The 25,863-nt window shown below is 63.0% G+C and carries 26 protein-coding genes; 6 read left to right on the top strand and 20 right to left on the bottom strand.

Annotated features, from left to right (window positions below; translation table 11 throughout):
• Both ACIQ2A_RS09510 and greA read left to right on the top strand, forming a co-directional pair.
• The coding region (locus ACIQ2A_RS09510; protein WP_398478249.1) for a dihydroxy-acid dehydratase at nucleotides 1–1,092 on the top strand (1,092 nt) is incomplete at its 5' end.
• Nucleotides 1,093–1,268: 176 nt separating this feature from the next.
• A complete protein-coding gene (greA, locus tag ACIQ2A_RS09505; protein WP_398478247.1) occupies nucleotides 1,269–1,751 on the top strand; it encodes a transcription elongation factor GreA in 483 nt (160 codons plus the stop codon).
• A 92-nt stretch (nucleotides 1,752–1,843) separates the two neighbouring features.
• Here the strand turns inward: greA and tcuB are convergent, their stop codons facing one another.
• From tcuB to ACIQ2A_RS09465, 8 genes are all read right to left on the bottom strand, one after another.
• Nucleotides 1,844–3,052 carry a tricarballylate utilization 4Fe-4S protein TcuB gene (tcuB, locus tag ACIQ2A_RS09500; protein ID WP_398478245.1) on the bottom strand — a complete coding sequence of 403 codons (1,209 nt, stop codon included), beginning with the start codon at nucleotides 3,050–3,052 and terminating at the stop codon, nucleotides 1,844–1,846.
• Nucleotides 3,036–4,466 (bottom strand): FAD-dependent tricarballylate dehydrogenase TcuA, encoded by a 1,431-nt coding sequence (gene tcuA, locus ACIQ2A_RS09495; protein WP_398478243.1) that lies wholly within the window; start codon nucleotides 4,464–4,466, stop codon nucleotides 3,036–3,038. The genes tcuB and tcuA overlap by 17 nt, the downstream gene beginning before the upstream one ends.
• A gap of 35 nt (nucleotides 4,467–4,501) precedes the next feature.
• On the bottom strand, nucleotides 4,502–5,251 hold the full coding sequence (locus tag ACIQ2A_RS09490) for an IclR family transcriptional regulator (RefSeq protein ID WP_398478241.1): 750 nt from the start codon (nucleotides 5,249–5,251) through the stop codon (nucleotides 4,502–4,504).
• Between the two features lie 10 nt (nucleotides 5,252–5,261).
• Nucleotides 5,262–6,146 (bottom strand): NAD(P)-dependent oxidoreductase, encoded by an 885-nt coding sequence (locus tag ACIQ2A_RS09485; protein WP_398478239.1) that lies wholly within the window; start codon nucleotides 6,144–6,146, stop codon nucleotides 5,262–5,264.
• A 78-nt stretch (nucleotides 6,147–6,224) separates the two neighbouring features.
• Nucleotides 6,225–7,430, bottom strand: a complete 1,206-nt coding sequence (locus ACIQ2A_RS09480; protein WP_398478237.1) for an ABC transporter substrate-binding protein — start codon at nucleotides 7,428–7,430, stop codon at nucleotides 6,225–6,227.
• Between the two features lie 13 nt (nucleotides 7,431–7,443).
• On the bottom strand, nucleotides 7,444–8,301 hold the full coding sequence (locus ACIQ2A_RS09475) for an alpha/beta fold hydrolase (protein ID WP_398478235.1): 858 nt from the start codon (nucleotides 8,299–8,301) through the stop codon (nucleotides 7,444–7,446).
• A complete protein-coding gene (locus ACIQ2A_RS09470; protein WP_398478232.1) occupies nucleotides 8,298–8,693 on the bottom strand; it encodes a hypothetical protein in 396 nt (131 codons plus the stop codon). The genes ACIQ2A_RS09475 and ACIQ2A_RS09470 overlap by 4 nt, the downstream gene beginning before the upstream one ends.
• Nucleotides 8,680–9,675 (bottom strand): Bug family tripartite tricarboxylate transporter substrate binding protein, encoded by a 996-nt coding sequence (locus tag ACIQ2A_RS09465; RefSeq protein WP_398478230.1) that lies wholly within the window; start codon nucleotides 9,673–9,675, stop codon nucleotides 8,680–8,682. The genes ACIQ2A_RS09470 and ACIQ2A_RS09465 overlap by 14 nt, the downstream gene beginning before the upstream one ends.
• A gap of 268 nt (nucleotides 9,676–9,943) precedes the next feature.
• Between ACIQ2A_RS09465 and ACIQ2A_RS09460 the strand changes: the two genes are divergently transcribed.
• Nucleotides 9,944–11,368 (top strand): NAD-dependent succinate-semialdehyde dehydrogenase, encoded by a 1,425-nt coding sequence (locus ACIQ2A_RS09460; RefSeq protein ID WP_398478228.1) that lies wholly within the window; start codon nucleotides 9,944–9,946, stop codon nucleotides 11,366–11,368.
• A 47-nt stretch (nucleotides 11,369–11,415) separates the two neighbouring features.
• Here the strand turns inward: ACIQ2A_RS09460 and ACIQ2A_RS09455 are convergent, their stop codons facing one another.
• Entirely contained in the window at nucleotides 11,416–11,673 is a 258-nt protein-coding gene (locus ACIQ2A_RS09455; protein ID WP_398478226.1) for a hypothetical protein, read from the bottom strand.
• A 374-nt stretch (nucleotides 11,674–12,047) separates the two neighbouring features.
• On the opposite strand from ACIQ2A_RS09455, the gene ACIQ2A_RS09450 reads away from it, so the two are divergent.
• Together ACIQ2A_RS09450 and ACIQ2A_RS09445 are read left to right on the top strand one after the other, a co-directional pair.
• A complete protein-coding gene (locus ACIQ2A_RS09450) occupies nucleotides 12,048–13,970 on the top strand; it encodes an HWE histidine kinase domain-containing protein (RefSeq protein ID WP_398478224.1) in 1,923 nt (640 codons plus the stop codon).
• Nucleotides 13,971–14,013: 43 nt separating this feature from the next.
• Entirely contained in the window at nucleotides 14,014–14,901 is an 888-nt protein-coding gene (locus ACIQ2A_RS09445) for a LysR family transcriptional regulator (protein ID WP_398478222.1), read from the top strand.
• A gap of 167 nt (nucleotides 14,902–15,068) precedes the next feature.
• Here the strand turns inward: ACIQ2A_RS09445 and ACIQ2A_RS09440 are convergent, their stop codons facing one another.
• From ACIQ2A_RS09440 to ACIQ2A_RS09400, 9 genes are read right to left on the bottom strand one after another with little or no spacing between them, the layout of a single operon-like run.
• Complete coding sequence (locus ACIQ2A_RS09440; protein WP_398478220.1) at nucleotides 15,069–15,518, bottom strand: carbon monoxide dehydrogenase subunit G; 450 nt, start codon at nucleotides 15,516–15,518, stop codon at nucleotides 15,069–15,071.
• Between the two features lie 28 nt (nucleotides 15,519–15,546).
• Nucleotides 15,547–16,251, bottom strand: a complete 705-nt coding sequence (locus tag ACIQ2A_RS09435) for an ABC transporter ATP-binding protein (RefSeq protein WP_398478257.1) — start codon at nucleotides 16,249–16,251, stop codon at nucleotides 15,547–15,549.
• Nucleotides 16,244–16,999 carry an ABC transporter ATP-binding protein gene (locus ACIQ2A_RS09430; RefSeq protein ID WP_398478218.1) on the bottom strand — a complete coding sequence of 252 codons (756 nt, stop codon included), beginning with the start codon at nucleotides 16,997–16,999 and terminating at the stop codon, nucleotides 16,244–16,246. Before ACIQ2A_RS09430 ends, ACIQ2A_RS09435 begins: the two co-directional genes overlap by 8 nt.
• On the bottom strand, nucleotides 16,996–17,988 hold the full coding sequence (locus tag ACIQ2A_RS09425) for a branched-chain amino acid ABC transporter permease (protein WP_398478216.1): 993 nt from the start codon (nucleotides 17,986–17,988) through the stop codon (nucleotides 16,996–16,998). Before ACIQ2A_RS09425 ends, ACIQ2A_RS09430 begins: the two co-directional genes overlap by 4 nt.
• A gap of 13 nt (nucleotides 17,989–18,001) precedes the next feature.
• A complete protein-coding gene (locus ACIQ2A_RS09420; protein ID WP_398478214.1) occupies nucleotides 18,002–18,868 on the bottom strand; it encodes a branched-chain amino acid ABC transporter permease in 867 nt (288 codons plus the stop codon).
• 20 nt (nucleotides 18,869–18,888) lie between these two features.
• A complete protein-coding gene (locus tag ACIQ2A_RS09415; protein ID WP_398478212.1) occupies nucleotides 18,889–20,139 on the bottom strand; it encodes an ABC transporter substrate-binding protein in 1,251 nt (416 codons plus the stop codon).
• Between the two features lie 30 nt (nucleotides 20,140–20,169).
• Nucleotides 20,170–22,542 carry a xanthine dehydrogenase family protein molybdopterin-binding subunit gene (locus tag ACIQ2A_RS09410; protein ID WP_398478210.1) on the bottom strand — a complete coding sequence of 791 codons (2,373 nt, stop codon included), beginning with the start codon at nucleotides 22,540–22,542 and terminating at the stop codon, nucleotides 20,170–20,172.
• Nucleotides 22,539–23,051 carry a (2Fe-2S)-binding protein gene (locus tag ACIQ2A_RS09405; RefSeq protein ID WP_398478208.1) on the bottom strand — a complete coding sequence of 171 codons (513 nt, stop codon included), beginning with the start codon at nucleotides 23,049–23,051 and terminating at the stop codon, nucleotides 22,539–22,541. Before ACIQ2A_RS09405 ends, ACIQ2A_RS09410 begins: the two co-directional genes overlap by 4 nt.
• Nucleotides 23,048–23,911, bottom strand: coding sequence for an FAD binding domain-containing protein (locus ACIQ2A_RS09400; protein WP_398478206.1), 864 nt, complete (start codon nucleotides 23,909–23,911; stop codon nucleotides 23,048–23,050). The genes ACIQ2A_RS09405 and ACIQ2A_RS09400 overlap by 4 nt, the downstream gene beginning before the upstream one ends.
• A gap of 149 nt (nucleotides 23,912–24,060) precedes the next feature.
• Between ACIQ2A_RS09400 and ACIQ2A_RS09395 the strand changes: the two genes are divergently transcribed.
• Complete coding sequence (locus ACIQ2A_RS09395; protein WP_398478255.1) at nucleotides 24,061–24,729, top strand: TetR/AcrR family transcriptional regulator; 669 nt, start codon at nucleotides 24,061–24,063, stop codon at nucleotides 24,727–24,729.
• Nucleotides 24,730–24,741: 12 nt separating this feature from the next.
• On the opposite strand, the gene ACIQ2A_RS09390 is transcribed toward ACIQ2A_RS09395, so the two are convergent.
• Nucleotides 24,742–25,458, bottom strand: coding sequence for a GntR family transcriptional regulator (locus ACIQ2A_RS09390; protein ID WP_398478204.1), 717 nt, complete (start codon nucleotides 25,456–25,458; stop codon nucleotides 24,742–24,744).
• A 6-nt stretch (nucleotides 25,459–25,464) separates the two neighbouring features.
• A complete protein-coding gene (hpxZ, locus tag ACIQ2A_RS09385; protein WP_398478201.1) occupies nucleotides 25,465–25,863 on the bottom strand; it encodes an oxalurate catabolism protein HpxZ in 399 nt (132 codons plus the stop codon).

The following is a 25,863-nucleotide window of genomic DNA, read 5'->3' as shown; positions in this document are numbered from 1 at the left end:
AGCCGTGACAGCTTGCGCAATGCGATGATCGTGTCGCTGGCGATCGGCGGCTCGACCAATGTCACGCTGCATGCGCCGGAAATCGCGCGCGCCGCGGGCTTCACCGACTTCTGGAAGGAAGTCATGACCCCGGCGGAGTTCAACTATCTGTCGCAGCACATCGTGCCGGTGCTCACCGACGCGCGGCCTTATGGCAAATATTCGATGGTCGACATCGATGCCGTCGGCGGCGTGCAGGTGATCGTGCGCGAACTGATGGATGCCGGCCTGATCAATGGCGACGTGCTGACCTGCACCGGCGAAACGCTGGCCGAGCAGATCAAGCGCCTGGAGACCAAGCCGGCCGATGGCCGCGTGGTCTATACGGTCGAGAAGCCCTACAAGCCGACCGGCGGCCTGCGCGTGCTCGGCGGCAACCTGTCGCCGGAATTCTCCGCCATTCTCAAGCTGGCCGGCGTCGAAGGCGGGCTCGAGGACAACTGCTTCCGCGGCACCGCGCGCGTGTTCGAAGGCGAACGTGGCCTGCTGCAGGCCCTCGACCAGCATCCGGAGAAATTCCAGAACCACGACATGGTGATCGTGCGTTACGACGGCCCGGTGGGCGCGCCCGGCATGCCGGAAATGCTCGACCCGACCTCGCGCATCACCACGCTGTGCCGCGAGCGCAATATCGTCGTCGGTCTCATGACCGATGCGCGCTTCTCCGGCGGCTCGGTGGGTCTGGTGATCGGCCATGTCGGCCCGGAAGCCGCCCTCGGCGGCGCCATCGGCCTGATCGAGGACGGCGACGAGATCGTGGCCGACCTCAATGTCAACGAGCTCAACTGCACGCAGCTGCAGGACCCGGCCGTCTATGCCAAGCGCAAGGCGGCATGGGAGAAGGTTGTGGCCGACAATGGCGGCATCCATCCGAGCTGCGGCGAGGCCGATACGCGCCTGCTGCATCGTGCCCGGCTCAGCGCCGTGCCCGCCACCCGCGGCGCCGGCATGCATCCGAACCGCGAAGTCTGGGTGCGCAATGCGCGTGAAGCCAAGCGCTCGGGCTTCGTGCCGACCAACAAGCACCGCCCGGAGGCCAACAAGGCCTTCTAAAAGCCACCGATATTCATTGTGATAACAGGCCCGGTGGCACGCCACCGGGCCGTTTTGTTGTTCGTAGGATGGGTTGAGCGCAGCGAAAACCCATCACCAAACGTGCCGGAGCATGCAGTGATGGGTTATCGCTGCGCTCAACCCATCCTACGCATCGCATTTGACAAGGAGCGCATATGAGCGTCGCCTTCACCAAGGAAGACAGCGCCGAAACCGCATCGGAGACCATGCTCCCCGATCGCCCGATTTCGGAGCATCCGAACCTCGTCACGGCCGACGGGCTGAAAGCGCTGGAGCGGCAGCTGGCCGAGGCGCAGGCAGCGATCGAGGCCGCAGCGGGGATCGACGACGTGAACGAGAAACGACGGCAGCAGGCGCTGCCGCTGCGCGATGCGCGCTATCTTACGGAGCGCGTGCGCACGGCGCAGGTGATCGATGCGCCGACGTCGCAGGATGTGGTGGCCTTCGGAAGCACGGTGACATTCGAGCGCGATGACGGACGCGTGCAGACTTATCGCATCGTGGGCGAGGATGAGGCCGATCCAAAGGCCGGGACGATATCGTTCGTGGCGCCGGTGGCGAAGCTGCTGATGGGCAAGGCCGTGGGGGATGTCGCGACCATGTCCGGACAGGAACTGGAGATCACGAAAATTGCGTGAATTCTCCGCCGTCATTGCGAGGAGCGTAGCGACGAAGCAATCCAGTCTTGTTGCCTTCTGGATTGCTTCGCTACGCTCGCAATGACGAGTAACTACTCCCCGCCGAGCCCCAGCCTGTTCGGCATCCGCTTCTCGATGTTGAACTTGAGCAGCGCGGCGGAGCGGAAGATGCCGTGGGCGAATTTGCCGTAAGGCAGCGTCACAAACAGCGCCATCACGGTGCCGAGATGGATCGCCAGCCACAGCGCCATGAAGCGGGTGTCGCGCAGCACCAAGAGCAGCAGGCCGGTGACGGACACCAGCAGCAGCAGCATGATGAAGCCGCGGTCCATGGCCTTCTGCGAAGCGTCGCTGCGCAGCGCGTCGCGCTTGAAGTTCAGCCAGAGCAGACCGACCGGGCCGATGATCAGGCCGATGCCGCCAAGCGTACCGAGAATGACGGGCGCGCTGGTGTAGGCATAGGGCGCCTGCAGCTTCCAGATATAGTGATACAGCGTCGCCACGCAGGTGGAGGCGAAGCACAGCAGGAAGCCATACAGCGTGAAATGATGGAAGCGCCGGCGCCACAGGGTAAAGGCATCATCGCCCTCGTTGCAGCCCTCCCCATGGCCACCGCCGAGATATTTCATGCGCGCCACATCGTGGACTGCTTCGGCCACGGCGGGCACGCGCGCTTGCGCGGCCGCCTTGATGTCTGCAGCATTGCCATCCTTCGTCGGCGAGACCTCGCGCCAGAACTTCACGACGCCGATGGCGAGCGCGAGGATGGCGAAGCCGAACACCGCGCCGAACAGCAGCGCCATGAAATTGTGCGGGAAGATCGCGTAGAAATTGCCCTTCAGAGGCTCATGAATGAGACGGCCATTCATCGCGATGGCGAGAATCATGAACAGCGCAAGACCGCCGGACAAAGCGAAGGCGACGGTGAGCCCGGCGCGCTCATAGAGCTTTCCGAACGCGCGCGGCCAGGCATAGTCCTGATAGGTGCGCACGCGCACCTTGGCCATGGCCTGCGGGACATTGACCGCGAATTCATGGGGCGGTGCATATTGGCAGGCATAGAGGCACGAGCCGCAATTATGGCAGAGATTGGCGAGATAATGCGTATCCGCCGCGTTGAATTCGAGCCGGCGCGTCATTGCCGGAAACACGGCGCAAAAACCTTCGCAGTAACGGCACGCGTTGCAGATCTGCATGACGCGCGCGATCTCGGCCTCGCCGGCGGTCATCGCCTCGGCGAGATTGACGCCGCCATTGCAGGCGCCGTCTTTCGGCGGAGCCAATTCAGCGACCGGCGGCATAGGCGAATTCCTCTTCGAATGTCGGGTGGTGATGCCCGGTGCTGGCGGCCGCATTGACGCCGGCGATGCGGCCGAAGGCCGTGCCGATGCTCATGCCGACGCCGGCGGTGTAGCCCTTGCCGAGCACATTGCCGGCGACCATTTCGCCGGCGGCAAACAGGTTGCTGCTGACGACATTGCCGAAGCGACAAGCGGCGGTCTCGTCGGTCTTCATGCCGAGATAGGTGAAGGTGATGCCGGGTGCGAGCGGATAGGCGGTGAAGGGCGGCGTGTCGATCACGCGTGCCCAATGTGTCTTCGCAGGCACGACACCATCGGTGCGGCAATCATCGAGCGCGGTGTGATCGAAGGTGCCGGGCTGGCACGCCGCATTATAGGCGTTCAGCGTTTCCATGAAGGTGGCGGGATCGACGCCGATCTTCACCGCGAGTTCTTCCAGCGTATTTGCCTTGGTGCCGTCGAACACCGGCGGCATGAAGCGGCCGATGGCTTTCTGGTCGATGATCGACCAGGCGGTCTGGCCCGGCTGCTGGGCAACCAGACGGCCCCAGATCGCATAACGCTTCGGCCAGAAGTCCTCGCCCTCGTCATAGAAGCGCTTGGCTTCGCGATTGACGACGACGCCGAGCGAGACGCAATCGATGCGCGTGCAGATGCCGCCGTCATAGAGCGGCGCGCGGGCGTCGATGGCGACGCAATGGGCCTGGGTGGGATCGCCGATGGTGTCAGCGCCGGCATCGATCATGAATTTGAGCAGGACGCCTTGATTGAAGCGGGTGCCGCGGATCAGGAAGTTTTCAGCGGTCCATTCACCGCGCTCGTTCTGGCCCCAGGCTTCGCGCTGCCATTCCAGATTGGACTCGAAGCCACCGCAGCCGAGCACGCAGCTTTTGGCGGTGATACGCTCGCCAGACTCGGTGATGGCAGCGACGAACTCGCCGTCTTTCAGTTCGAGGCTCTTGACCGGCGTATCGTAGCGGATCTCGACGCCAAGCTCTTCGGCTGATCGGTAATAGGCATTCACCAGCGCCTTGCCGCCGCCCATGAAGAAGGCATTGGTGCGGGCGACGTGCAGCGCGCCGGACAATGGGGGCTGGAAGTGGACGCCATGCTTGCGCATCCATGGCCGGCAACGCGAGGAATGCCGGATCACCATGCGCGCCAGCGGCTCATTGGTGATGCCGCCGGTGACCTTCAGCAGATCCTGCCAGAATTCCTCTTCCGGATAGGCCTCGACCAGCACGTCCTGCGGCTCGTCATGCATGCAGCGCAGATTGCGGACATGCATGGAATTGCCGCCGCGCCATTCCTTCGGTGCGGATTCCAGCAAGAGCACCGACGCACCGGCCTCGCGCGCCATCAGCGCCGAGCACAGAGCCGCATTGCCGCCGCCGATGACGAGAACGTCGGGCATGGATGAGGACGTGGCCATCGATCAGACCGTCTTTCTCAAGATTGAAATTCCGGCCACTCGCCGCCGAGATTGATGGAGAGCTTTTGCGCGATCGGGCCGAGCACGCTTTTCATCTGCGCGATCTCCGCTGCGCCAAAGCGTTCGCGCGGGCCGGACAGCGAAATCACGCCGACCAGCATACCACGCGGGCCGAACACCGGCGCCGCCACCGCCGCGCAGCTCGGATCACGCTCGCCGAGCGAGACGTCGTTACCATGCGTGCGGATGGCATCATAGCGATCGCCTTTCGCGGCATCGTAAGCGAGGATGATGTGGCCGGCAGCGCCGCGCAGCAACGCGTAACTGTGACCGGCCTCGACGCGATCCAGCGTGGCGTGGCGCGAATTGACGCGGTAGAGGCAGACGCGGTTGTCGGTGTCCTGCCGCACATGGAATGACGCGCTTTCGGTGCCGCGATCGACCAGCTCCTGCAACGCCGGCACCACGTAATGGCCGAGCGCATTCTTGCGGGTGAAGGCAACGCCGAGACGGAATGCGGTGGGGCCGAGGTCATAGGTCCCGTCCGGCAGGCGCGTCACATAGCCGGTCGGGATCAATGAGGAGAGCAGACGCAGGATCGTGCTCTTGTAGAAACCGGTGCGCACGGCCAGTTCGGCCAGCGTCATCGGCTTGTCGGCATGTTCCAGCGCGGCGACGATGGACAATGCCCGCTCGACAGCGGCGACGCCCTCGCCGCCTTCGCGGGCGGGAAGATCGGCCTTGGGTTTCATAGCAGGCTTGTTCATCGTGATCCGATCAGGTGCGGGATTTCTCAAGGACGCGGGCGATCACCGGCCAGTAGAGATCGCCATCACCGGCGTCAATCGCCTGACCGAGGACCTTGTCGGCGAGTTCCGCCCCCTGCAACTGGATGTTCACCGACTTCGCCAGATCGAGCGCATAGGAGATGTCCTTGCGGGCATATTCAGTGGAGAAGGCGCGTTCGGGGAAATTACCGGGCAACATCGCCTTCATGCCGTGATTGCGCAGCGCGAAGCTATCGGCCGAGCCTTTGGCCAGGGTCTCGAAGACCACCTTGGGATCAAGGCCCGCGCGCTTTGCCGTTTCCAGCGCTTCGCTGAGCGCGACCACGGTTTCCATCAGCACCATATTGTTGAGGATCTTGACCACCTGCCCGGCGCCGATATCGCCGCAATGGGTGATGTCGGACGCGAAGGTGGCGATCAGCGGCTGCAGCTTCGCGTAGTTGGCGGCAGAGGCGCCGACCATGACGCTGAGCGTGCCGTCTTCCGCCGCCTGACGCGTGCGCGCGATCGGGGCGTCGGCATATTGCGCGCCCCTGGCGGCGAATTTCTTGGCGAGCTCGCGGCTGGCTTCCACCGGCGAGGTGCCGAGATCGACGATGGTGTGGCGCGCATCGGCATGAGCGAGCAGACCGTCTTCTCCTTCGCACACCGCGGCGACATGCTTGCCGCTCGGCAATGCCATGAAGATCACGTCGCAGAGTTTGGCGAGTTCGGCCAGCGTCGCAGCGCGCTTGACGCCGACTTCGGCAAGGCGTTCGAGCGGCGCATCGGCGCGGTCGAAACCATAGACGGGCAAGCCCGACTTCTTCGCCAGATTGCGGCACATCGGCTCGCCCATCACACCCAGACCGATGAATCCAATGGCAGTCGTCATGCCGCGTTCCTTTTCATTCCAAAAATCGGGTTCGTGAGGGCGGACGCGGCCAAGCCGCGTCCGCAGGAGTTGGTTGGATCAGCCCTTGACCAGCGGGCAATTGCCTTCGCTCATCGGGCGGAACGCCTGCTCGCCCGGTGAGGTGGTGATGACCTTGTAATAATCGAACTTGTACTTCGATTCCTCGGGCTTCTTCACCTGCACCAGATACATGGTGTGCAGCACGCGGCCGTCCGGACGCACGGTGACGTCCTTGTTGTAGGCGTCGTTGACCTTCAGCTCGTGCATCTTCCTGGCAACGGCGTCCGTGTCCTTGGTGCCCGCCGCCTTCACCGCCGCAAGATAGTGATGCACGCCGCTATAGACGCCGGCCTGGACCATGCTCGGAACCTTGTTGTTGGTCAGCGCGAAATAGCGCTTGGCCCAGGCGCGGGTCTGCTCGTTGAGATCCCAATAGAACGATGTCGTCACCTGCAGACCTTGCGTCGCCTTGAGGCCGAGCGCATTGACGTCGGTGATGAAAACGAGAAGACCGGCGAGCTGCTGGCCGCTCTCGACAATGCCGAATTCGCCGGCCTGCTTGATGGCGGTCTGCACATCGGCGCCCGAGGTGGCGAGGCCGACGACCTTGGCCTTGGAGCCCTGCGCCTGCAGCAGGAATGACGCCATGTCGGCGGTGCCGAGCGGATGCGCGGACGAGCCGATCACCTTGCCGCCGGCGCCCTCGATGAATTTGGTGGCGTCACGCTGCAGCGCGTGGCCGAAAGCATAGTCGGCGGAGATGAAGTACCAGGTATTGCCGCCGGCCTTGGTGATGGCTTCCGAGGTCAGCTTCGACAGCGCATAGGTGTCGTAGTTGAAGTGGAAGGAGATCGGCGAGCAGGCCTTGCCGGTGAAATCCGACGAGCCCGGTCCGCTGATGGTGAAAATCTTGTTCTTCTGCTTGGCGACTTCGAGGATGGCGAAACCGGCCGACGAGGCTGCACCGTCGGCGACCATATCCACCTTCTCATTGTCGAACCAGCGGCGCGCGGTGGCGGCTGCGACATCCGGCTTGTTCTGGTGATCGGCGGTGACGATCTCGATCTTCATGCCGTTGATCTCGCCGCCGAACTCTTCAGCCGCGAGCTTGGCGGCCGCGACGGAGCCCGTGCCGCCATTGTCGGCGAACACGCCGGACTGGTCGTTGAGCACGCCGATCTTGATGGTGTCGGCTGCGCTTGCGGCAGGGGCCGACAGCACGAGGGCTGCGGATAAATAGAATGCGCTCTTCATTGATTTCATCGGATGCCCCTCCTCAGGAACTATGTTTTTGTTTGATCGTCTCAAGCACCGGCGCGATGTAACGCCGGAACTGCGCAGGATTCTCGCTCATGGGAAAATGACCGAGAGCTTCCATGACCGTGACTTCTGCCCCCGTGATGCCAGACGCCGTGCGCACGGTGTCCTCGGGCGAGCACGAGAAATCGTATTCGCCGGTGAGCAGATAGAGTGGACAGGTCGTGGTATCGATCGCGCTCGTGCGGCCACGCAGGTCGCCATCGACGCGATAGAAATAGAGGTCACCCTTGAACACGCCGGGGCCGCCCTGCTTGTAGGCCCACAGCGTTTCCATGCGCGCTTCGGCCGGCGACTGCGGCGCGACGAGGCCGGAGACCAGTGCGGCGCAGACTTCGCCGCCATGCACGTCGGGGCGGTTCAGCCATGCGGTGTCGTACCACGGCGCCTGGAAGTCGGCGGCTTCGAGACCGATCAGCGCACGGAATTCGCTGGCATGATCGATGGCGAGATTGAGCACGATGCGGCCACCGATCGAGCAGCCCATCACGACGGGCTTGTCGAGATCAAGCGCGTTACAAAAAGCGCGGATCGTTTCGGTGTAGCGCTTGGTCGTCAGCTGATATTCCGACCCGTCCCAATTGGCGGGCGGATTCGACTTGCCATGCCAGGGCAGATCGAAAGCGATGATGCGGAAGTTTTTGGTGAACTCCTCATCGGCCAACATGTAGCGCCACTGGCGATTGTCGGAGCCGGCGGTGTGCAGGCAGACCAGCGGAATGCCCTGGCCGGCTTCCTCGAAATAGATGCGGTGCATGGTGCCGTCGATCTCGACATGCACGTAACGGCCGATCATCGGCTCGATGTAAGCACTCATGCTGCACCTCCGGCGCTGCGCGGCAGGGCAAGCAGATCCTTGAAATATTGCAGATGGGTCATGAACGGCTTGATGTCGCCTTCGAGCGTGGCCGCGCCGCGCTTGGTGAGCGACAGCAGATCATGCCAGCCGGCCTTCGGCATTGGCTGCCAGAACGCCGTCCACGCCTCGGGCGTAGCGCGATAGATGAACGTGGACGAACGCATCAACACCGGCGCCGGCACGAGATCGACGATACGGCCGGCCCGGATGGCGACGTGATAAGCCTGTTCGGTCGAGCCGAGCAGGCAATCGACATCGAGAAAGCGGCCGCGATGGATCAGCGCGGTGTCGCGCTCCAGAAGCGTCGGCAATTGCTCGAATACAGCGCTGACGGGATCAGATTTTTTCAAGGCCGGACTCCTTGATGATCTTGCCCCACAGCTCCGTTTGCTTGGTGACGTGGTCAGCGAGGCCCTGGGGCGACGAGACATCGGGCTCAAGGCCGATATCGGCGAAGAACTTCTTCGCCTCATCCGTCGCCATCACCTGCAGGAACGCCTTGTTGAGCTTCTCGACCACGTCGGCCGGCACGCCCTTCGGGCCGAACAGGCCGCTCCAGGCGGCGAAGTCGTAGCCGGGCAGACCGACTTCGGCCATCGGCGCAACGTTCGGCAGGGACGCGACCTTCTGCACGGTGGTCACGCCCAGCGCGCGCAGGCTGCCATTGTTGATGAATTCGCGCGTCACCGCGACGTCGGTGATGACGAATTCGATACGGCCACCGAGCAGATCGGTGATGGCCTGCGGCGTGCCGGGATAGGAGATGCGCACGGCGTCGATGCTGGCGAGCGAGCGCACCAGCTGTGCGGCGGCCATGCTGCCGGTATTGCCCGAGCCGTAGCTCAGCTTGCCGGGATTGGCCTTGCCGTAAGCGATGAACTCCTTGAGGTCCTTTGCGGGAAAATCCTTGTTGACCACCATCACCAGCGGGTTGCGCGTCAGCCGCGCGATCGGCGTGAAGTCGGCGACGGGATCGAATGGCATCTTGTTGTAGAGATGCACATTGGCCGAATGGGTCGAGTTGGTGGCGAGATACAGCGTGTAGCCATCACCCGCCGCGCGCGCGACTTCGGCGGCGCCGATATTGGCGTTGGCGCCCGGCTTGTTGTCGACCAGAATTTTCTGGCCGAGCACGGCGCCGACCTTCTCGGCGAGGAAGCGCGCTTCCACATCGGTCGCGCTGCCGGCCGGGAACGGCACCAGCAGGCGGATCATCTTGCTCGGATAGGCGTCCTGCGCCTGTGCCGGCATCAGCGTCATTGCGCTTGCGGCGAATGCACCTGCGATCAGTGCACGACGTGTGAACGACCACGCGGCCTTGTGCCCACTCATGTCTCTACTCCCAACCCTTGTTTCTTGAATCTTTTGTTTTCAGCGCATCCGACGCGCGAGGGCCGACGCACACATGGCGCGCGTTGCGGCATGGGCCGCTGCGATCACCGCCGTCCTGTGTGGTCCGCCCTGACCCATCTTCGATCTGATCCAATTCCAGAATATTCTACTAGACAGAACGCTTGTTCTATTATGTGAACATATGTTTGATGCCGCGCAAGCGAGGCGGAGTCAACCGCTTCCAACGATCAAGAAAGTGGACTTGCGAATGGCCTATCCAGAGATCGAGCTTTACGTGGACGGACAGTGGCGCCGGAAATCCGGTGCGCCGATCATCAATCCCGCGGATGAGAGCGTGATCGGCACCGTGCCGCATGCGACCCGCGCCGATCTCGACGATGCGCTGGACGCCGCGCAGCGCGGCTTCCAGGTCTGGCGCAAGACGGCGCCGAATGCGCGCGCCCAGATCATCCTCAAGGCCGCGGCGCTGATCCGTGCGCGCGTGGACGAGATGGCCGTCGCGATGACCCTCGAACAGGGCAAGCCGCTCGATCAGGCCAAGCTCGAAATTTTGCGCGGCGCCGAGATCATCGAATGGGATGCCACCGAAGGCATGCGCATGTATGGCCGCGTGATTCCCGCCGGCCCAGGTCTGCAGCACACGGTGTATCGCCAGCCGATCGGCCCGGTGGCGGCGTTCTCGCCGTGGAATTTCCCGATGAGCTCACCGGGCCGCAAGGTCGCCGGCGCGCTGTCGTCGGGCTGCTCGATCATCCTGAAGGCGTCGGAAGAAACGCCAGCCGGCGCGTTGCAGCTGGTGCGCGCATTTCATGATGCCGGCTTGCCGAAGGGCGTGCTCAATCTGGTATTCGGCGATCCCGCCGAGATCTCCAGCTATCTGGTGCCGCATGATGCGATCCGCCTGATCACCTTCACCGGCTCCGTGCCGGTCGGCAAACATCTCGCCGCGATGGCGGGCCAGGCGATGAAGCCGGCGATCATGGAGCTGGGTGGCCACGGCCCGGTGATCGTGTGCGACGACGTCGATCCCGTCGCCACTGCCAAGGCGTCCGTCGCCACCAAGTCGCGCAATGCCGGCCAGGTCTGCGTCGCGCCGACGCGCTTCTTCGTGCAGGAGAAGAATTTCGAGATTTTCGCCAGGACCTTTGCCGAAGGTGCCGCAGCGTTGAAGATCGGCAACGGCATGGATCCGACGACGCAGCTCGGCCCGTTGGCCAATCCGCGCCGCGTCGATGCGATGGAGCGGTTGGTGGGCGACGCCAAGAAGCGCGGCGCGCGCGTGCTGGCCGGCGGCGAGCGCATCAACAATCGCGGCTATTTCTATCCGCTCACCGTGCTGGCCGATGTGCCCGACGATGCGCTGGCGATGAATGAAGAACCGTTCGGCCCGCTCGCGCTCGTCAATCCGGTGCGCGATCTCGACGAAGCCATCGCGAAAGCGAATGCCCTGCCCTTCGGACTTGCGGCCTATGCCTTCACGAACTCGGCCGACAACGTGCAGCGCATCTCGAATGACGTGGAGACCGGCAATCTCACCATCAACCACTTCGTGGCATCGACGGCCGAGACGCCGTTCGGCGGCGTGAAGGACTCCGGCTATGGCCGCGAAGGCGGCATCGAAGGTCTCGGTTGCTATACGGTGACGAAGAACGTCTCGCATAAATTCGGGTGATGAACTCGTATGGCGGATGACGCCTTCGGCTCATCCGCCCTACGATCCTATCCGAACACTTTCGACAAATCGCTGTGCAGGCGCTTCATGCCAGCCGGGCCGGTGAAGATCTCCTTCACCTCGGCCAGAGCTTCACTGGTCAATGCTTCCTCCGAGCGAATGCCCTGCGCGGCGGTCGCGAGAATGCGTCCTGCAATGGCCGCCTGATTGGCCGAGGTACGATGCTGCTCCGGGACCTTCGCCACGACTTTGCTCAACACATCGCGCATGAGAGCAACGGTGACGGGATCATAAGATGCCGACATTGGGGGCCTCCCCGTTGATATTCTTATTATCTGGACAGGCTACGCCCGCTTTCAAGTTTGCCCAGTGACATTCGCGTGTTCGATCAGCAGACGAAAGGTCGCATCAACTCGTTGATGGTCTGATAGCGGACATTGTAGAGGGTGCATCGGTATCTATTGCCCTGTGATCGGGTTCCCCGGCGCTCGAAAAATATAGTCCTAACAAGCGCGGAAGAACCGGATAGATTTCCGGGACACAGACTGGATGGGAGCAAAGCTTCAATGGTTCGATCGACGGAATTGGCCAGGCTGGAGGCCGGCATCCGCCAAACACCAGTCGCGTGATGATGGATCAGTCGTCAACAATCGAGCCGGGATCTGCCACCCCAGGCGAAATGAGCGCGCTTATCCGCCAGCATGACTGGTCTGCGACCTCGCTCGGCGCGATAGCGTCCTGGTCTCCGAGCTTGCGGGCCACCGTCGATCTGATGCTGGCGACGCAAGCGCAGATCGTGCTGTTTTGCGGGCCGCAATTCGTGGCGCTCTATAATGACGCCTATGCGCCGAGCATCGGCGAAAAGCATCCGCATGCGCTGGGGCATCCGGCGCATGAACACTGGGCCGAATTATGGGACGACCTTGGACCATTGCTGCGCGGCGTCGTCGATACCGGCGAGACGTTTGCCGCTAAAGATCGCCCGTTCTATATCGAACGCAGCGGCTATGGCGAGACGGTCTATTTCGATATTTCCTATTCTCCCGTCCGTGATCGTGATGGCCTCGTCGAGGCTGTGCTCTGCATCGTCACCGAGACCACCGGCCGCGTGCGGGCGACACAGATTCTCGCAGAGAATGAAGAACGACAGGCGCTGCTGCTGAAACTCAGCGACGCGCTGCGCGAGGTGGATGACGCCGTCGAAATCCAGCGCGTCGCCGCATCGACCCTGGGTGCGCATCTCGGGACCCATCGTGTCTTCTATGGCGAAATCAGCGAAGACGGCGACAAGGTCTTTATCCTGCACGATTTCACGTCCGGCTGCGCCAGCATCGCCGGGCTGCACACGATGGCGAGCTATGACAACACGGTGCGAGACAAGTGGCATCGCGGAGAAACCGTCGCAGCTAACGATGTCGATGCCGACCCCGACCTGTCGGAACGGCAGCGGGCGGCATTTGCGGCCATCAATGTTCGTGCCTGGATGGGTATTCCGCTCGTCAAGGCCGGCCGGCTTGTCGCCATTCTCGGGCTGGGTCAGGCCGAGCCGCGGCATTGGTCGAGCCGCGAACTATCGCTGGTCAGCGAAGTGGCGGAGCGGACCTGGTCGGCCGTGGAACGCGCGAAGTCGGACGCACGCCTGCGCGAGAGCGAAAAACGGTTTCGCGCGCTGGTAAGCGCAAGCTCGGACGTGGTCTATCGGATGAGCCCGGACTGGCAGGAAATGCGCCAGCTCGACGGACGTGGCTTCCTGTCCGACGTGGAAGGGCCGACCGTGCGATGGCTCGACGAGTATATTTTTCCGGACGACCAGCCCCTGATCATGGCCGAGGTCGGCCGCGCCATTGCCGCACGCGACACTTACGAGCTCGAGCACCGCGTGCGACAGGCCGACGGCAGCGAAGGCTGGACGTTGTCGCGCGCCATTCCCATCATCGATGAATCCGGGGCGATCACCGAATGGTTCGGCACGGCCGCGGATGTCAGCAACGCCAAGCGCATTCGCGATCAGCAGCGCCTGCTCAACAACGAACTCAGCCACCGCATCAAGAACCTGTTCGCGATGGTGCAGGCTATCAGCCTGCAGACGCTGCGGCCGATCAAGGAGCGCGGCGAGGTCCAAACGCTGCAGGAGCGATTGCTGGCGCTGAGCGGTGCGCATGACATTCTGCTGCGCAACAACTGGATCGAGGCCTCGGTTCACGACGTCGTCTCGGCCGCACTGGACGCGCTCGGTGTGTCCGAACGGGTGGCGGCGAGTGGGCCGGATCTCGTGGTCGGCTCCAAGGCGGCGCTGAGCATGGCGCTGCTGCTGCATGAACTCGGCACCAATGCCGTGAAATACGGCGCGCTATCGCTGCCGCAAGGACGCATCGATCTGCGCTGGGCCATCGAGGCCAGAGATGACGCGCAGCTGTTCTGCTTGCGCTGGGTGGAGAGCGGTGGTCCATCGATCGAGGCGCCGCCGGTGAAAGGCGGTTTTGGCACGCGGCTGCTCTCCACCGGATTGACCGGGACCGGCGGCATGACGCTCGATTATCAGCGCGACGGACTGCAGGCGACCCTCGCCTCCCCGTTGCGGGAGATGTTCTGGACCAATTGAGCCTCGTATTGCAGCCGCGATATGGACCCAATAAAGTCCCCCAATGGATTGGGACAAGGTACGTATTTTTCTCGAAGTCGCCCGAACGGGGCAGATTCTCGGCGCCGCCAAGCGGCTCAAGCTCAATCATGCCACCGTCGCGCGCCAGCTCACCGCGCTGGAAAAAGACCTCAAGACCAAGCTGCTGAACCGCCAGACCACGGGATCGTCGCTAACCCCCGCGGGCGTTGCACTGCTTGCGGCCGCCGAACGCGCGGAGTCCGAACTGCTGCGGGTGGGCTCGCAGCTGTCCTCGGCTGCGGACAAGGTCGCCGGCACGGTGCGCATTGGTGCGCCGGACGGGCTCGGCAATTACTTTCTCGCCGACAAGCTTGGCGCCTTCGCCGCCGACAATCCCGATCTGGTGATCCAGCTCGTCGCTCTGCCGCGGACGTTCTCTTTGGCCAAACGCGAGGCCGATATGGTGGTCACCGTGGAGCGCCCGGACGAGGGCAAGCTGATGTGCACCAAGCTGACCGATTACACGCTCAGCTTCTACGCATCGGAGGCGTATCTCGCGCGATCACCGGCGATCCGCAAGATCGGCGATCTCGCCGATCATCTATTGATCACCTATATCCATGACATCATCTTCAGCCGTGCGCTGGATTATGCATCCACTTTGGGCGACCTGATCACCCGGCGGTTCGAATGCGGCAGCGTGATCGGGCAGCTGGAAGCGGTGCGCGCCGGCCATGGCGTTGGCATCCTGCATGACTATGCAGCGGAGCGTTATCCGGAGCTGCGACGCATTCTGCCGGCCAATAGTTTTACCCGCACCTATTGGCTGGTCTCGCATCCCGACACGCATGATACGCACCGGGTGCGGGAGATCAGGCGATATATCGTCGGCAAGGTGAAAGAAGCGCGAAGGCAGTTTATTGCGGCGTGAGCCTCTTCCTCCACCTCTCCCCACCGGGGAGAGGTCGGATCGCCCTTGCGATCCGGGTGAGGGGGAGCAGCGGGCGACGGAGTTTGTGGAAGCCCCCTCACCCGTCGCGAAGACGCGGCGACCTCTCCCCGGTGGGGAGAGGTGAACGGAGCGTCGCGGGTACCACATCACGTCGCGCCGGAAACTACCGCACCGAACTTCGTGAAAAACTCGCCAGCCAGCTTCTTTGCCGTGGCGTCGATCAAACGACCACCAAGCTGCGCCAGCTTGCCGCCGATCTGCGAGTCGACCTGATAGTGCAGGATCGTCTCGTTCTCACTCAAAGCTTCAAGCTGGATCGCCGCACCGCCCTTGGCAAAGCCCGCAACACCACCTGATCCCTCACCGGTGATCTTGTAGCCCTTCGGCGGATCGAGATCGGTCAGCGTCACCTTGCCGCCGAAACTCGCCTTGACCGGACCGACCTTGATAACGACCTTCGCCGTCATCTCCGTCGGTGACGTCATGTCGAGTTCCTGGCAGCCGGGAATGCACTGCTTCAGGACTTCGGGATTGTTAAGCGCGGCCCACACCGCCTCGCGCGAGGCGGAGATGGTCTGGCTGTCATTCATCTGCATGGGATCGTGTCCTCAACCCGCCAGCGCGTCAGACCGCGCAATAGCGCTCCTGGATTTCCTTGTCGGCGAGCAGCGCTTCCGAGCTGCTCTCATAGACGACCTCGCCCTGATCGAGGATCACCGCGCGATCGGCGAGGCGCAGCGCCCATTCGACATTCTGCTCGACCAAGAGCAGCGTGACACCCTGATCGCGCAGCTTGCGGAACAGCACGCCCATCTCCTCCACCAGGACCGGCATGATGCCTTCCGAGGGCTCGTCGAGCAGGATCATCTTCGGCTTGGCGATGGTGGCGCGCGCAATGGCGAGCATCTGCTGCTCGCCGCCGGACATGGTGACGCCTTCCTGATCGAGACGCTCCTTCAGGCGCGGAAAGCTCTCGGCGATCTCGTCGATGGCTTCGCGCTCGTCGATCTTGCCGCTGGAGGCGACAAGGCCTAGCTGCAGGTTTTCGCGCACGGTGAGGCCAGGCACGATGCGGCGCTCTTCCGGCACATAGGCAAGGCCGAGGCGATAGCGATCATGGGCCTTCAGCGCGACCAGATCCTTGCCGTCGAACTGCATGCTGCCGGTGACTTTCGGCATCAGGCCCATGATGGAGCGGATGGTGGTGGTCTTGCCGGCGCCGTTGCGGCCGACGAGTGCGACGACTTCACCCTGCTTCACGTCCAGCGAAACGCCGTGCAGCGTGTGGCTGGAACCGTACCAGGCGTGGAGGTCGCGGATCTCAAGCATAGCCATGGTTCTGTCCCAGATAGACGCGACGAACCTCGGGGTCCGTCTGGATGTCATGCGGCGTGCCGTCGGCGATGAGCTGGCCGTGATGCAGCACGAGGATGCGATCGCTGAGGCCGAGGATCATCTTCATCTTGTGCTCGACCAGGAGAATGGTGCGCTCGGCTGCGAGCTTCTCCAGCAGCGCGACCATGTCCTTCGTTTCTTCCGGGCCCATGCCGGCGGTGGGCTCGTCGAGCAGCAGCACTTCGGGGCCGGAGATCAGCGCAATCGCAATCTCCAGCGCGCGCTGCTGGCCGTGCGCGAGGAATTTTGCGGTTTCATCGCGTTTGGCGATGAGGCCGACGGATTCCAGCGCCTTGTCGGCGCGTGCATCCAGCTCGTCGAACTTCTTCCGATTGGTCCAGATATTGTAGCGCGAGCGGCCGGCTTGCGCGGCGACGCGGACATTCTCGTGAACGCTCAGATCGGGAAAGATATTCGTGATCTGATACGACCGCGCGATGCCGCGATGGACGAATTCGTGCTGGCGCGTGCCCTTGAGATCGTCGCCCTTGAAGCGCACCGATCCCGTGGACGGCGTCAGCACGCCGGACAACACATTGAAGAACGTGCTCTTGCCGGCGCCATTCGGCCCGATGATGGAAGTGACGCGGCCGGGACGGAACTCGGTGGTCACGCCCTGCAGCGCGATGAAGCCGCCGAACTTCATCCCGACATTTTCGACGGCGAGCAGCGGCGCACTCATCGGACGACCCTCGACAGGAATGTGCCCCAGATGCCCTTGGGCAGGAACAGCACGAACAACACGAAGATGGAGCCGACGATGATCTGCCAGTGCGACGTCCACAGCGAGAACACGTCTTCCATCAGCAGGAACACCAGCGCGCCGATGAACGGACCGAAGAAGCTCGAGGCACCGCCAAGCAGCGTCATCATCACGATCATGCCCGAGGTGAGGTAATGCATCGATTCCAGCGGCACGAAAGCGAGATGCAGGGCCGACATGGTGCCGCCGAGCGCGCAGATGGTGCCAGACAGCGTGAAGGCCAGCAGTTTGGTGCGTTCGACATCATAACCGCAGGTGCGCGCCCGACGCTCGTTCTCGCGGATCGCCTCGATGGCGGCGCCGAAGGGCGAATTGAGGATGCGCGAGACCAACCACAGCGCCAGCGCCGCGAACACCATCAGCACGTAGTACTTGTTGACAGGATCGAGGAAGTTGATGTCCAAACCGAACAGGTTGAACCTGTTCACCGTGAAGCCGCGCAGGCCGTTTTCGCCACCGGTCCAGCTCGAGGCCTGCAGCGCGACGTAATAGACGAGCTGTGCCAGCGCGAGTGTGACCATCGAAAAGTAGATGCCACGCGTGCGCGTGGACATGCCGCCGATGATGAAGGCGAGCACCGCACCGCCGGCGACGCCCATCAGCACGGCGAGATACCAGGGCACGCCGAACTGGCCGATGGCGATTCCGGTGATGTAGGCGCCGGCGCCGAAGAACGCGGCATGGCCGAAGGACAACAGGCCGGTGTAACCGAACAGCAGGTTATAGCCGACGCAGACGACGCCATAGATCAGCACATTGACCGCCAGCGCCTTGGACGGCAGCAGCCAGGGCAGGATGCACAGCGCCAGGATTGACAGCGGAACGCGATAGGTCGTCAGCATCGCCTTGAGACGCGCAGGCTTTCGCGCCTCGGCAGGCAATGGCGCGGCAACGGAGGGTGCATTCATGATCGTCTCTCCGTTACGCGAGTTTGCCGAACAGGCCCTGCGGCCGGATCAGAAGCACGATGGCCATCAACGCGAACATCACGATGGTCGCCATTTCCGGCGCGAACAGTGCGGTCATGCTGATGACGACGCCGACCACAAGACCGGCGATGATGGCGCCGACCAGCGAGCCGAGACCGCCGATGACCGTGACCACGAAGGCTTCCGCCAGCACCAGCGCACCCATCTCGGGATTGACCGACCGCATCGGCCCGGCCAGCACGCCGCCCAGCGCAGCCAGGCCGACACCGAGGCCAAACACCGCGAGCCAGACCTTGCTGATATCGACGCCGAGCACGCGCATCATGGTGGGATCACGCGAGCCGGCGCGGACGATGAGACCAAACTTGGTCTTCTCCAGGCCGAGCCACAACAGCACGACCACAGCGAAGACAAGGCCGACCACGAAGATGCGGTAGATCGGAAAGAAGCCGACGCCGAGATCGACCACGCCGGTGAGCTGCGATGGCGTCGGGAACGGGATGCCGTCGCTACCGAACACGATACGCACGCCTTCGACCAGCACATAGCTGAGGCCGAAGGTGAGCAGCAGGGGATCATCGATCGAGCGGCCGTAGAGCCGCCGGATCAGCACGAATTCGATCAGCATGCCGAACACGCCGATCATGATGGGGGCGACCAGGAGCCCCCACCAGAAACTGCCGGTGAGCGAGGCGACCCACAGCCCGGCATAGGCGCCGACCATGAACAAAGCACCATGCGCGAAATTCACCACGCCCATCATGCCGAAGATGATCGACAGGCCGAGCGCGGTGATCACGAGGATGGCACCGAGGGCAACTCCGGAGAAGAGCTGCATCAGAATGAGTTCTGTATCCATGGGACGGCGCGTGCCTTCGCTTAGGTGGGGAAGCCGAGTTCGGCGCAGGTGCGCAGCACCTGTTCCGACGGCGCTTCATTGGCGACGATGCTGAACAGATCGCTGTCGCCCTTCATGTCGGCTTTCTTCTTGGACTCCAGGACGAGCACGGACTGCACCGACTGGTGATCGCATTTGCGATAATATTGCGGACCCTTGGCGACGTCGTATTTCAACGCTTCGAGGGCCGCGATCACCTTGTCGGTGTCAGTACCGCCCGCCGCCTGCATCGCCTGCAGCAGCGACATCACGCCGGTATAGCCATAGGCGCCGTAATCGGTCGGAATGGCACCGCCATTGGCCGCGCGATAGGCATCGTTGAATGCCTTGGCCGATGGCAGCGTGCCTTCCAGGCCCCAATAATAATTGGAGCCGCCGACGACGCCTTCGAACACTTCAGGCGTGACGGCCAGACGTTGATTGTGCAGCAGCACCGGCACGACGATCTTCGCGCTCTGCTTGAGGCCGAAATCGACCGCCTGCTTGATGGAGTTGGCCTGGTCGCGGCCGAAATTGCTGATGCAGAGGATGTCCGGACGCATCGAGCGCAGGCGCGGCATGAAGGTTGAGTAGTCAGCGGCACCGAACGGGTGCATGATCTCGCCCACCGTTTCCGCGCCGATGGCCGCCTGCGCACGTTTGAAGCCGCGCAGCATTTCATGGCCATAGGCATAGTCTGCGACGAGATGGGCGACCTTGGTGCCCTTCTTGAATGCGTGGCGGGCGACGGCCGCCGTGGTCATCGTCGGGTTCAGCGCTTCGTGAAAGGTGTATTTGCTGAAATCCTTGACCTCATTGATGGTGTCGGACTGACTGATGGAGACATACAGCACGCCACGCGCGCGGGTGACTTCGTTCACGGCGAGCTGCACGGCGCTGGACAGCGATCCGACGATCGCATGCACCTTGTCTTTCTCGATCAGTTCGAGCGTGCGGGTGGCCGCTTCGCCGCCATTCAGCTTGTCGTCACGTACCAGGAGCTCGACCTTGCGGCCATTGACGCCGCCTTTGTCATTGACCTGCTTGACGGCGAGTTCGGCGCTCTTGACCTGATCCTTGGCTTCGGCCGCAAACGGGCCGGTCAGCGGCGTCGGAAAGCCGATGCGGATATTGTCGTCGGCCGCGCGCGCAATCCACGGCATGGCCATCACGCCGGCGCCGGTGCCAAGTGCGGCCAGCATATGGCGACGGGAAATATGGAAACTGTTCGAGCTTCGGTTGTCTTTTGTCATGTGCTCCCTCCCTGTTGTCAGTCTTGTTGATCAGATATGTCCGAGTGCCTTAAGTAGGCGCGCAGGCGTCATCGGCACCTGCGCAATGGTGCCACCGAATGGCGACATCGCATCATTGATCGCATTCATCGCCGCAGCCGATGCTGCGGCCGTTCCGGCTTCGCCGACACCCTTGGCGCCAAGCTGTGTATCCAGAGTCGGCGTCTCCACATGGGCGACGACGATATCCGGCATCTCCACCGCCATGGGAACGAGATAATCGACCAGCGATCCATTGGTGAGCTGGCCGCTCTCGCCATAGACGCATTCCTCGAAGAAAGCGGCGCCGAGGCCCTGCACCACGCCGCCCCGGATCTGCTCATCCACCAGCAACGGATTGATGACACGGCCGCAGTCCTCGACCACCCACATTTTCAGGATCTTGACGAAGCCGGTCTCGACGTCGAGTTCGAGATGGCAGGCCTGCACGCCATTGGTGAAGGCGAAGGGATAGCCCTCCGGCGCATAGTGATGCGCGACGGACAGCTGCGCCTGGGTGCCAGGCGGCAGTGTATCCGAGCGGAAGTAGGCGATACGCGCGATTTCGGCGAGTTCGATGCGCTGCTGGCCTGACGCCTTATCGATGATCCAACCAGCCTGCATGTCGAGCTTGGCCGCTTCTTCCTGCAGAATGGCCGCCGCGACGGAGAGCACATTGCCCTTGAGCTTCTGCGCGGCCTGCAGCGCCGTCTCGCCGCCGATGCCGGCGCCGCGGCAGGCATAGGTGGCGCCGCCATGGGGCGTGGTCTCGGTGTCGCCGGTGACGACCTTGATGCGGTCGCGATCGACGCCGAGATGTTCGGCCACGATCTGGCCGACGATGGTTTCGGTGCCCTGCCCGAGTTCGGTGATCGAGATCAGGCAGCGTACATCGCCGGAGGGCGTGATCTTGAGGATGGCGCCGTCCTGCGAGGAGATGCGCACGCCGCCGACGCCATAGAAGGCCGGGCTCGGATTGGTGATCTCGACAAAGGTCGCGATGCCGATGCCGCGATGGATACCCTGCTTGCGGAGCTTGGCCTGCTCGGCGCGCAGGCCGACATAATCCATCATCTCATGCAGTTTTGCGAGACAGGCGTGATGCGACAGCGACTCGAATTTGTAACCGGTCGGTGAAGTGCAGGGATAGGCGTCGTCCGGGATCAGATTGCCGCTGCGGATGTCGAACACATCGCGCCCGGTCTTGGCGGCGATCATGTCCACCAGCCGCTCGGTCACCGTGCAGGCCACGGGATGGCCGACAGCGCGATACTGGCTCATCTGCACCTTGTTCTGGAACACGACCTGCAGATCGGCGCGATAGGTCTTGAAGGTGTAGGGCGCGCCCATCAGGCGGTAGACCTGGTTGCCTTCGACCACGCTGGTGCGCGGATAGGCGGAGAAGGCGCCGATGCCGGTGACGTCTTCCACATCCATCGCGAGAATGTTGCCATCGGCATCCGCGGCCATCCGTGCGCGGACGCGATGGTCGCGCGCATGAATGTCGGATACGAAGGATTCCATGCGGTCGGCGACATATTTCACCGGGCGCCCCAGCATGATGCTGAGCCCGACCACCGCCATGTCCTCGTGATACATGTGCAGCTTCATGCCGAAGGAGCCGCCGATATCCGGCGCGATCACGCGCACGCAGGCTTCGGGAATGCCGTAATGACGGGAATAGATATCCTGGAACTGATACGGCGTCTGCGTGGCATGATGCACCGTGAGCTTGGGCTCGCTGGCATCGTAATCGGCGATGATCGCGCGCGGCTCCATGGTGACGGCCGTATGCCGGCCGAACAGGAATTCCTCTTCCACCACATGCGCGGCGCTGGCGAAGACGTCATCGACACCGCCGGTGTCGAGCTTGCCCTGGAAGCAAAGATTGCTGCCGAGCTCCGGCGAGATCACCGGTGCATCGGGATCGCGCGCCGCGTCGATATCGACGACGGCGGGGAGTTCATCGAATTCGATGGCCACGAGTTCAGCGGCATCTTCCGCCAAGGCCCGCGTATCGGCGACAACGGCGACCACCGCCTGCCCGGCCCATACCACCTTGTCGATGGGCAACGGCAGCTGCGGCGGCGACTTCATGCCCTTGAAGTGATCCATGGTGCCGACCCACGGCGTGCAGAGCTTGGCCAGATCCGCGCCGGTCGCAACGAGACGTACGCCCGGCGCAGCGCGAGCGTCATCCGCATTGATCTCGACGATCCGCGCATGCGCATAGGGGCTGCGGACATAAGCGACATGCAGCATGCGCGGCAGCGTGATATCGGTGACATAGCGCCCGCGCCCGGCCAGCAATCGCTTGGCATTCGGCCGTGGGACCGAACGGCCGATGTAGGAATTGGGACGATCGAGGGAGGTGATCGCGCTCATGCGTCGATCTCCTGTCGTACAGGCGAGTCGCCACCTTCTGCCCGATTGAGCGCCGTGGTCTCGATGGCATCGACGATCGCTTCATAGCCGGTGCAGCGGCAGTAGTTGCCGGACAGCGCATCACGGATGTCGTCGCGCGTGGGAATCCCGGGCTGCGACAGCAGGCTATAGGCCGTCATCAGCATGCCCGGCGTGCAGAAGCCACATTGCAGCGAATTGCGCTGATGGAAGGCCTCCTGCAGATCGGCGATCACCGCGCGCTCGGTCAGCCCCTCCACGGTCTCGATGGCGGAGCCGCTCGCCTGCACGGCGAAGGTCAGACACGAATGCACCACCTGGCCATCGAGCAGCACGAGGCACGCACCGCAGACACCCATCTCGCAGCCCGTATGGGTACCGGTCAGTTCCAGTGTCTGGCGCAGGAAGTCGGCGAGCGTCGTCCGCGCGGGAACGCGATGCGCAACCTCGCTGCCATTCACGGTCATGGTGACATCGACGAGATCACTCATGGCAGCTGCCTCGCGATATCGCCAAGCAGCCGGCCGAGCACCACGCGCGCCAGATGACGCCGCATGCTGGGCGGCACATTCTCGTCTTCGGGCGGATCGAGATCGTGGACGACAGCGGCCTGCGCGGCAGCGATGGCATCCTGATTGAGGACGCGGCCCATCAGGGCGTCTTCCGCTTTCCAGGCGCGCAAGGGCGTATTGCCGACCGAGAAGAAGACGATCCGGATCTGTTCGACAGCCCCGTCAACGAATTCCGCAAGAATGCCGCAGCCAACCAGCGCAAAATCCCCGCGCCGACGCGCAAGTTCCTGAAAGGCCCAGCGATGAGTGGCGCGCACGACAGGGACGTGAATGGCGACAAGCAATTCGCCAGGCTCGATCGCAGTCTGAAACAGATCGATAAAAAACTCATCTGCCCGTACGCGGCGCGTGCCATCACGATTGGCGATTTCCAGTTCGGCGCCGAGCGCCAGCGTCATCGCCGGGAATTCCGACGCGGGATCGGCATGCGAGATGCTACCGCCGATCGTGCCTTTGTTGCGGATCGCGGGATGAGCGACATGCGGCGCGGCTTCGCTATACAACGGCGCATGTTTGCGGATCAGCGGGTCGGTGAGCACTTCGGCATGCCGCGTCAGCGCGCCGATGCGCAGCCAGCTTCCCTTCAGCTCGACGCCCCGAAGCTCGGGAATATGCGCGATGTCGATCAGTAGCTCTGGCGCCTGCAAGCGCAAGGCAAGCGACGGCACGAGGCTCTGGCCGCCCGCGATGTAACTCGCATCGCTGCCGGCTCCCTCATACGCATCAAGCGCCTCCACCAGTGTGGAAGCCCTGACATAGTTGAACGCCCTCGCCTTCAACGTATCCCCCGAGGCGTCTCGCGGACGCCGAGTTTTGTGACCATTTGGTCGCAAATCTAGAACACGTCGATTTCCTACGGTCAAGTTAAATGACCATTTGGTCTCTTTTTGCGAATGCGATATTCAGTCACAAGCAAATCGAAGTGAATATGGTCAAAAAGCCCGTTAAAACTGCCGAAAAGCCGCCGCGCCGCAACATGCGCGCTGCCGAGCGCGAGCGCCTCATTCTCGACGAGGCCATCAAATTCTTTGCCGAGCATGGATTTGGCGGGCAGACGCGCGAGCTCGCCAAGCGCATGGGAATCACCCATTCGGCGATCTATCGCCACTTCCCGAGCAAGGAAGCGCTGATCGAACGCGTCTATGAAGAGATCTATCTCAGCCGCTGGTCGCCCACGTGGGCCGGGCTGATTCAGGATCGGTCGCAGCCATTGCAGACGCGGCTGTCGCAGTTCTATCTCGAATATGTGCAGCAGGTGTTCGAATATAACTGGGTGCGCATCTTCGTGTTTTCGGGCATGAAGTCGTTCGACATCACCAAGCGCTATCTGCAGATCGTGCGCGAGCAGATCATCGAGCCGGCCTGCTGTGAGTTGCGGCACGACCTGAAGCTGCCATCGCGCGACGCGGTGCCGCTGTCAGAGCGTGAAACGGAAATGTTCTGGGGCCTGCATGGCCGCATCTTCTACATGGCCATCCGGCGCTTCGTCTATGAAACGCCGACGCCGGAGAAACTGGACGACATCGTGCGCGATGCCGTGCGCGTTTTTCTCCACGGATCAAAGCCGCTGATGCGGGAGATCGTGGCTGCGAAGTAGATCCTGCGACGCCTAAAGCGATACCGCGTAGTGTTCGTATTCGTCGCGCACCAGCACGATGTGATCGCGCATGGCCGTGCTTGCGCCGACGCGGTCACCGCGCATGATGGCGACTACGACCCGGTCGTGCTCGGCCTGCGACTTGGCGAGGCGACCGAGATTGCGAAACTGGGCGCGGCGGAATGGCTGCACGCGAATGCGCGTCGCCAGCGTGATCTCGGCGATATAGTCGTTCTGCGATCCCTTGTAGATCGCATTGTGGAAACGCTCATTCACTTCATGAAAGCGATCCGGATTGCCGTCATAGCTGAGCACTCGCAATTCTTCATGGATCGCCTCGAGCGCATGGCGCTGAACGGCGGGCATACGCTCCGCCGCAAGACCTGCGCAAAGCGCTTCGAGCTCGGCCATGGCTTCGAACATGCCGACAAGACGCTCGGCAGATGGCTGCGCCACGACGGCGCCGCGATGCGGACGGGATTCGATCAAACCGCTGGCGGTGAGCTGGCGGAGCGCTTCGCGCACCGGCGTGCGCGAGACGCTGTAGCGCTGCGCTAACTCGGTCTCATCGAGGGAGGCGCCGGGCGGCAACACGCCGCGCACGATCTCGTCCGACAATTGCTGGCGAAGTTCTTCGGCCCGCGTCGGCTTGCCCTTCACAGCATCCGCAGATGCACGCGCGGCGCGGCGCGGCTTCTCCGGCTGGATCAGCATGTCGTCGAAACTCATCCCAGCCTACGCCTTCGCTGCCTGCGGCTCGTCGATCAGGCTGACAGAAGCCGCCACGATTCGCCATCCTTCGGGAAAGCGGACCCAGGTCTGCATCTGCCGTCCGACCTTGCCCGGCGCGTTGTCGCGATAGAACAGCGTGGACGCCACCGCCGTATCGCGGCCGTAGGATGAGATCACGGTGCGCTCGGTGCGGCGCATCAGGCCGACCGGCGAGCGGGCACCGCGAAAGGCCTGGATCTCGTCATAACCATAGAGGTTTTCGCCCATGCCATAGCGGATGGTGCGCGGGTCGTTGCGAAACAGCTCGCCGAGCACCGCGGTGTCGTTGGTCGTCAGCGCCTTCTCATAGCGCGCGAAAGCGGCGCCGACTTCGGCGATGACGTCCGGCAGATCGATATCCAT

The organism is Tardiphaga sp., from assembly GCF_044336785.1.
In the GTDB taxonomy this organism is placed as follows: Bacteria; Pseudomonadota; Alphaproteobacteria; order Rhizobiales; family Xanthobacteraceae; genus Tardiphaga.
The sequence above is the reverse complement of the archived record's forward strand: the minus strand, read 5'-3'. Positions and strand labels throughout refer to the sequence as shown.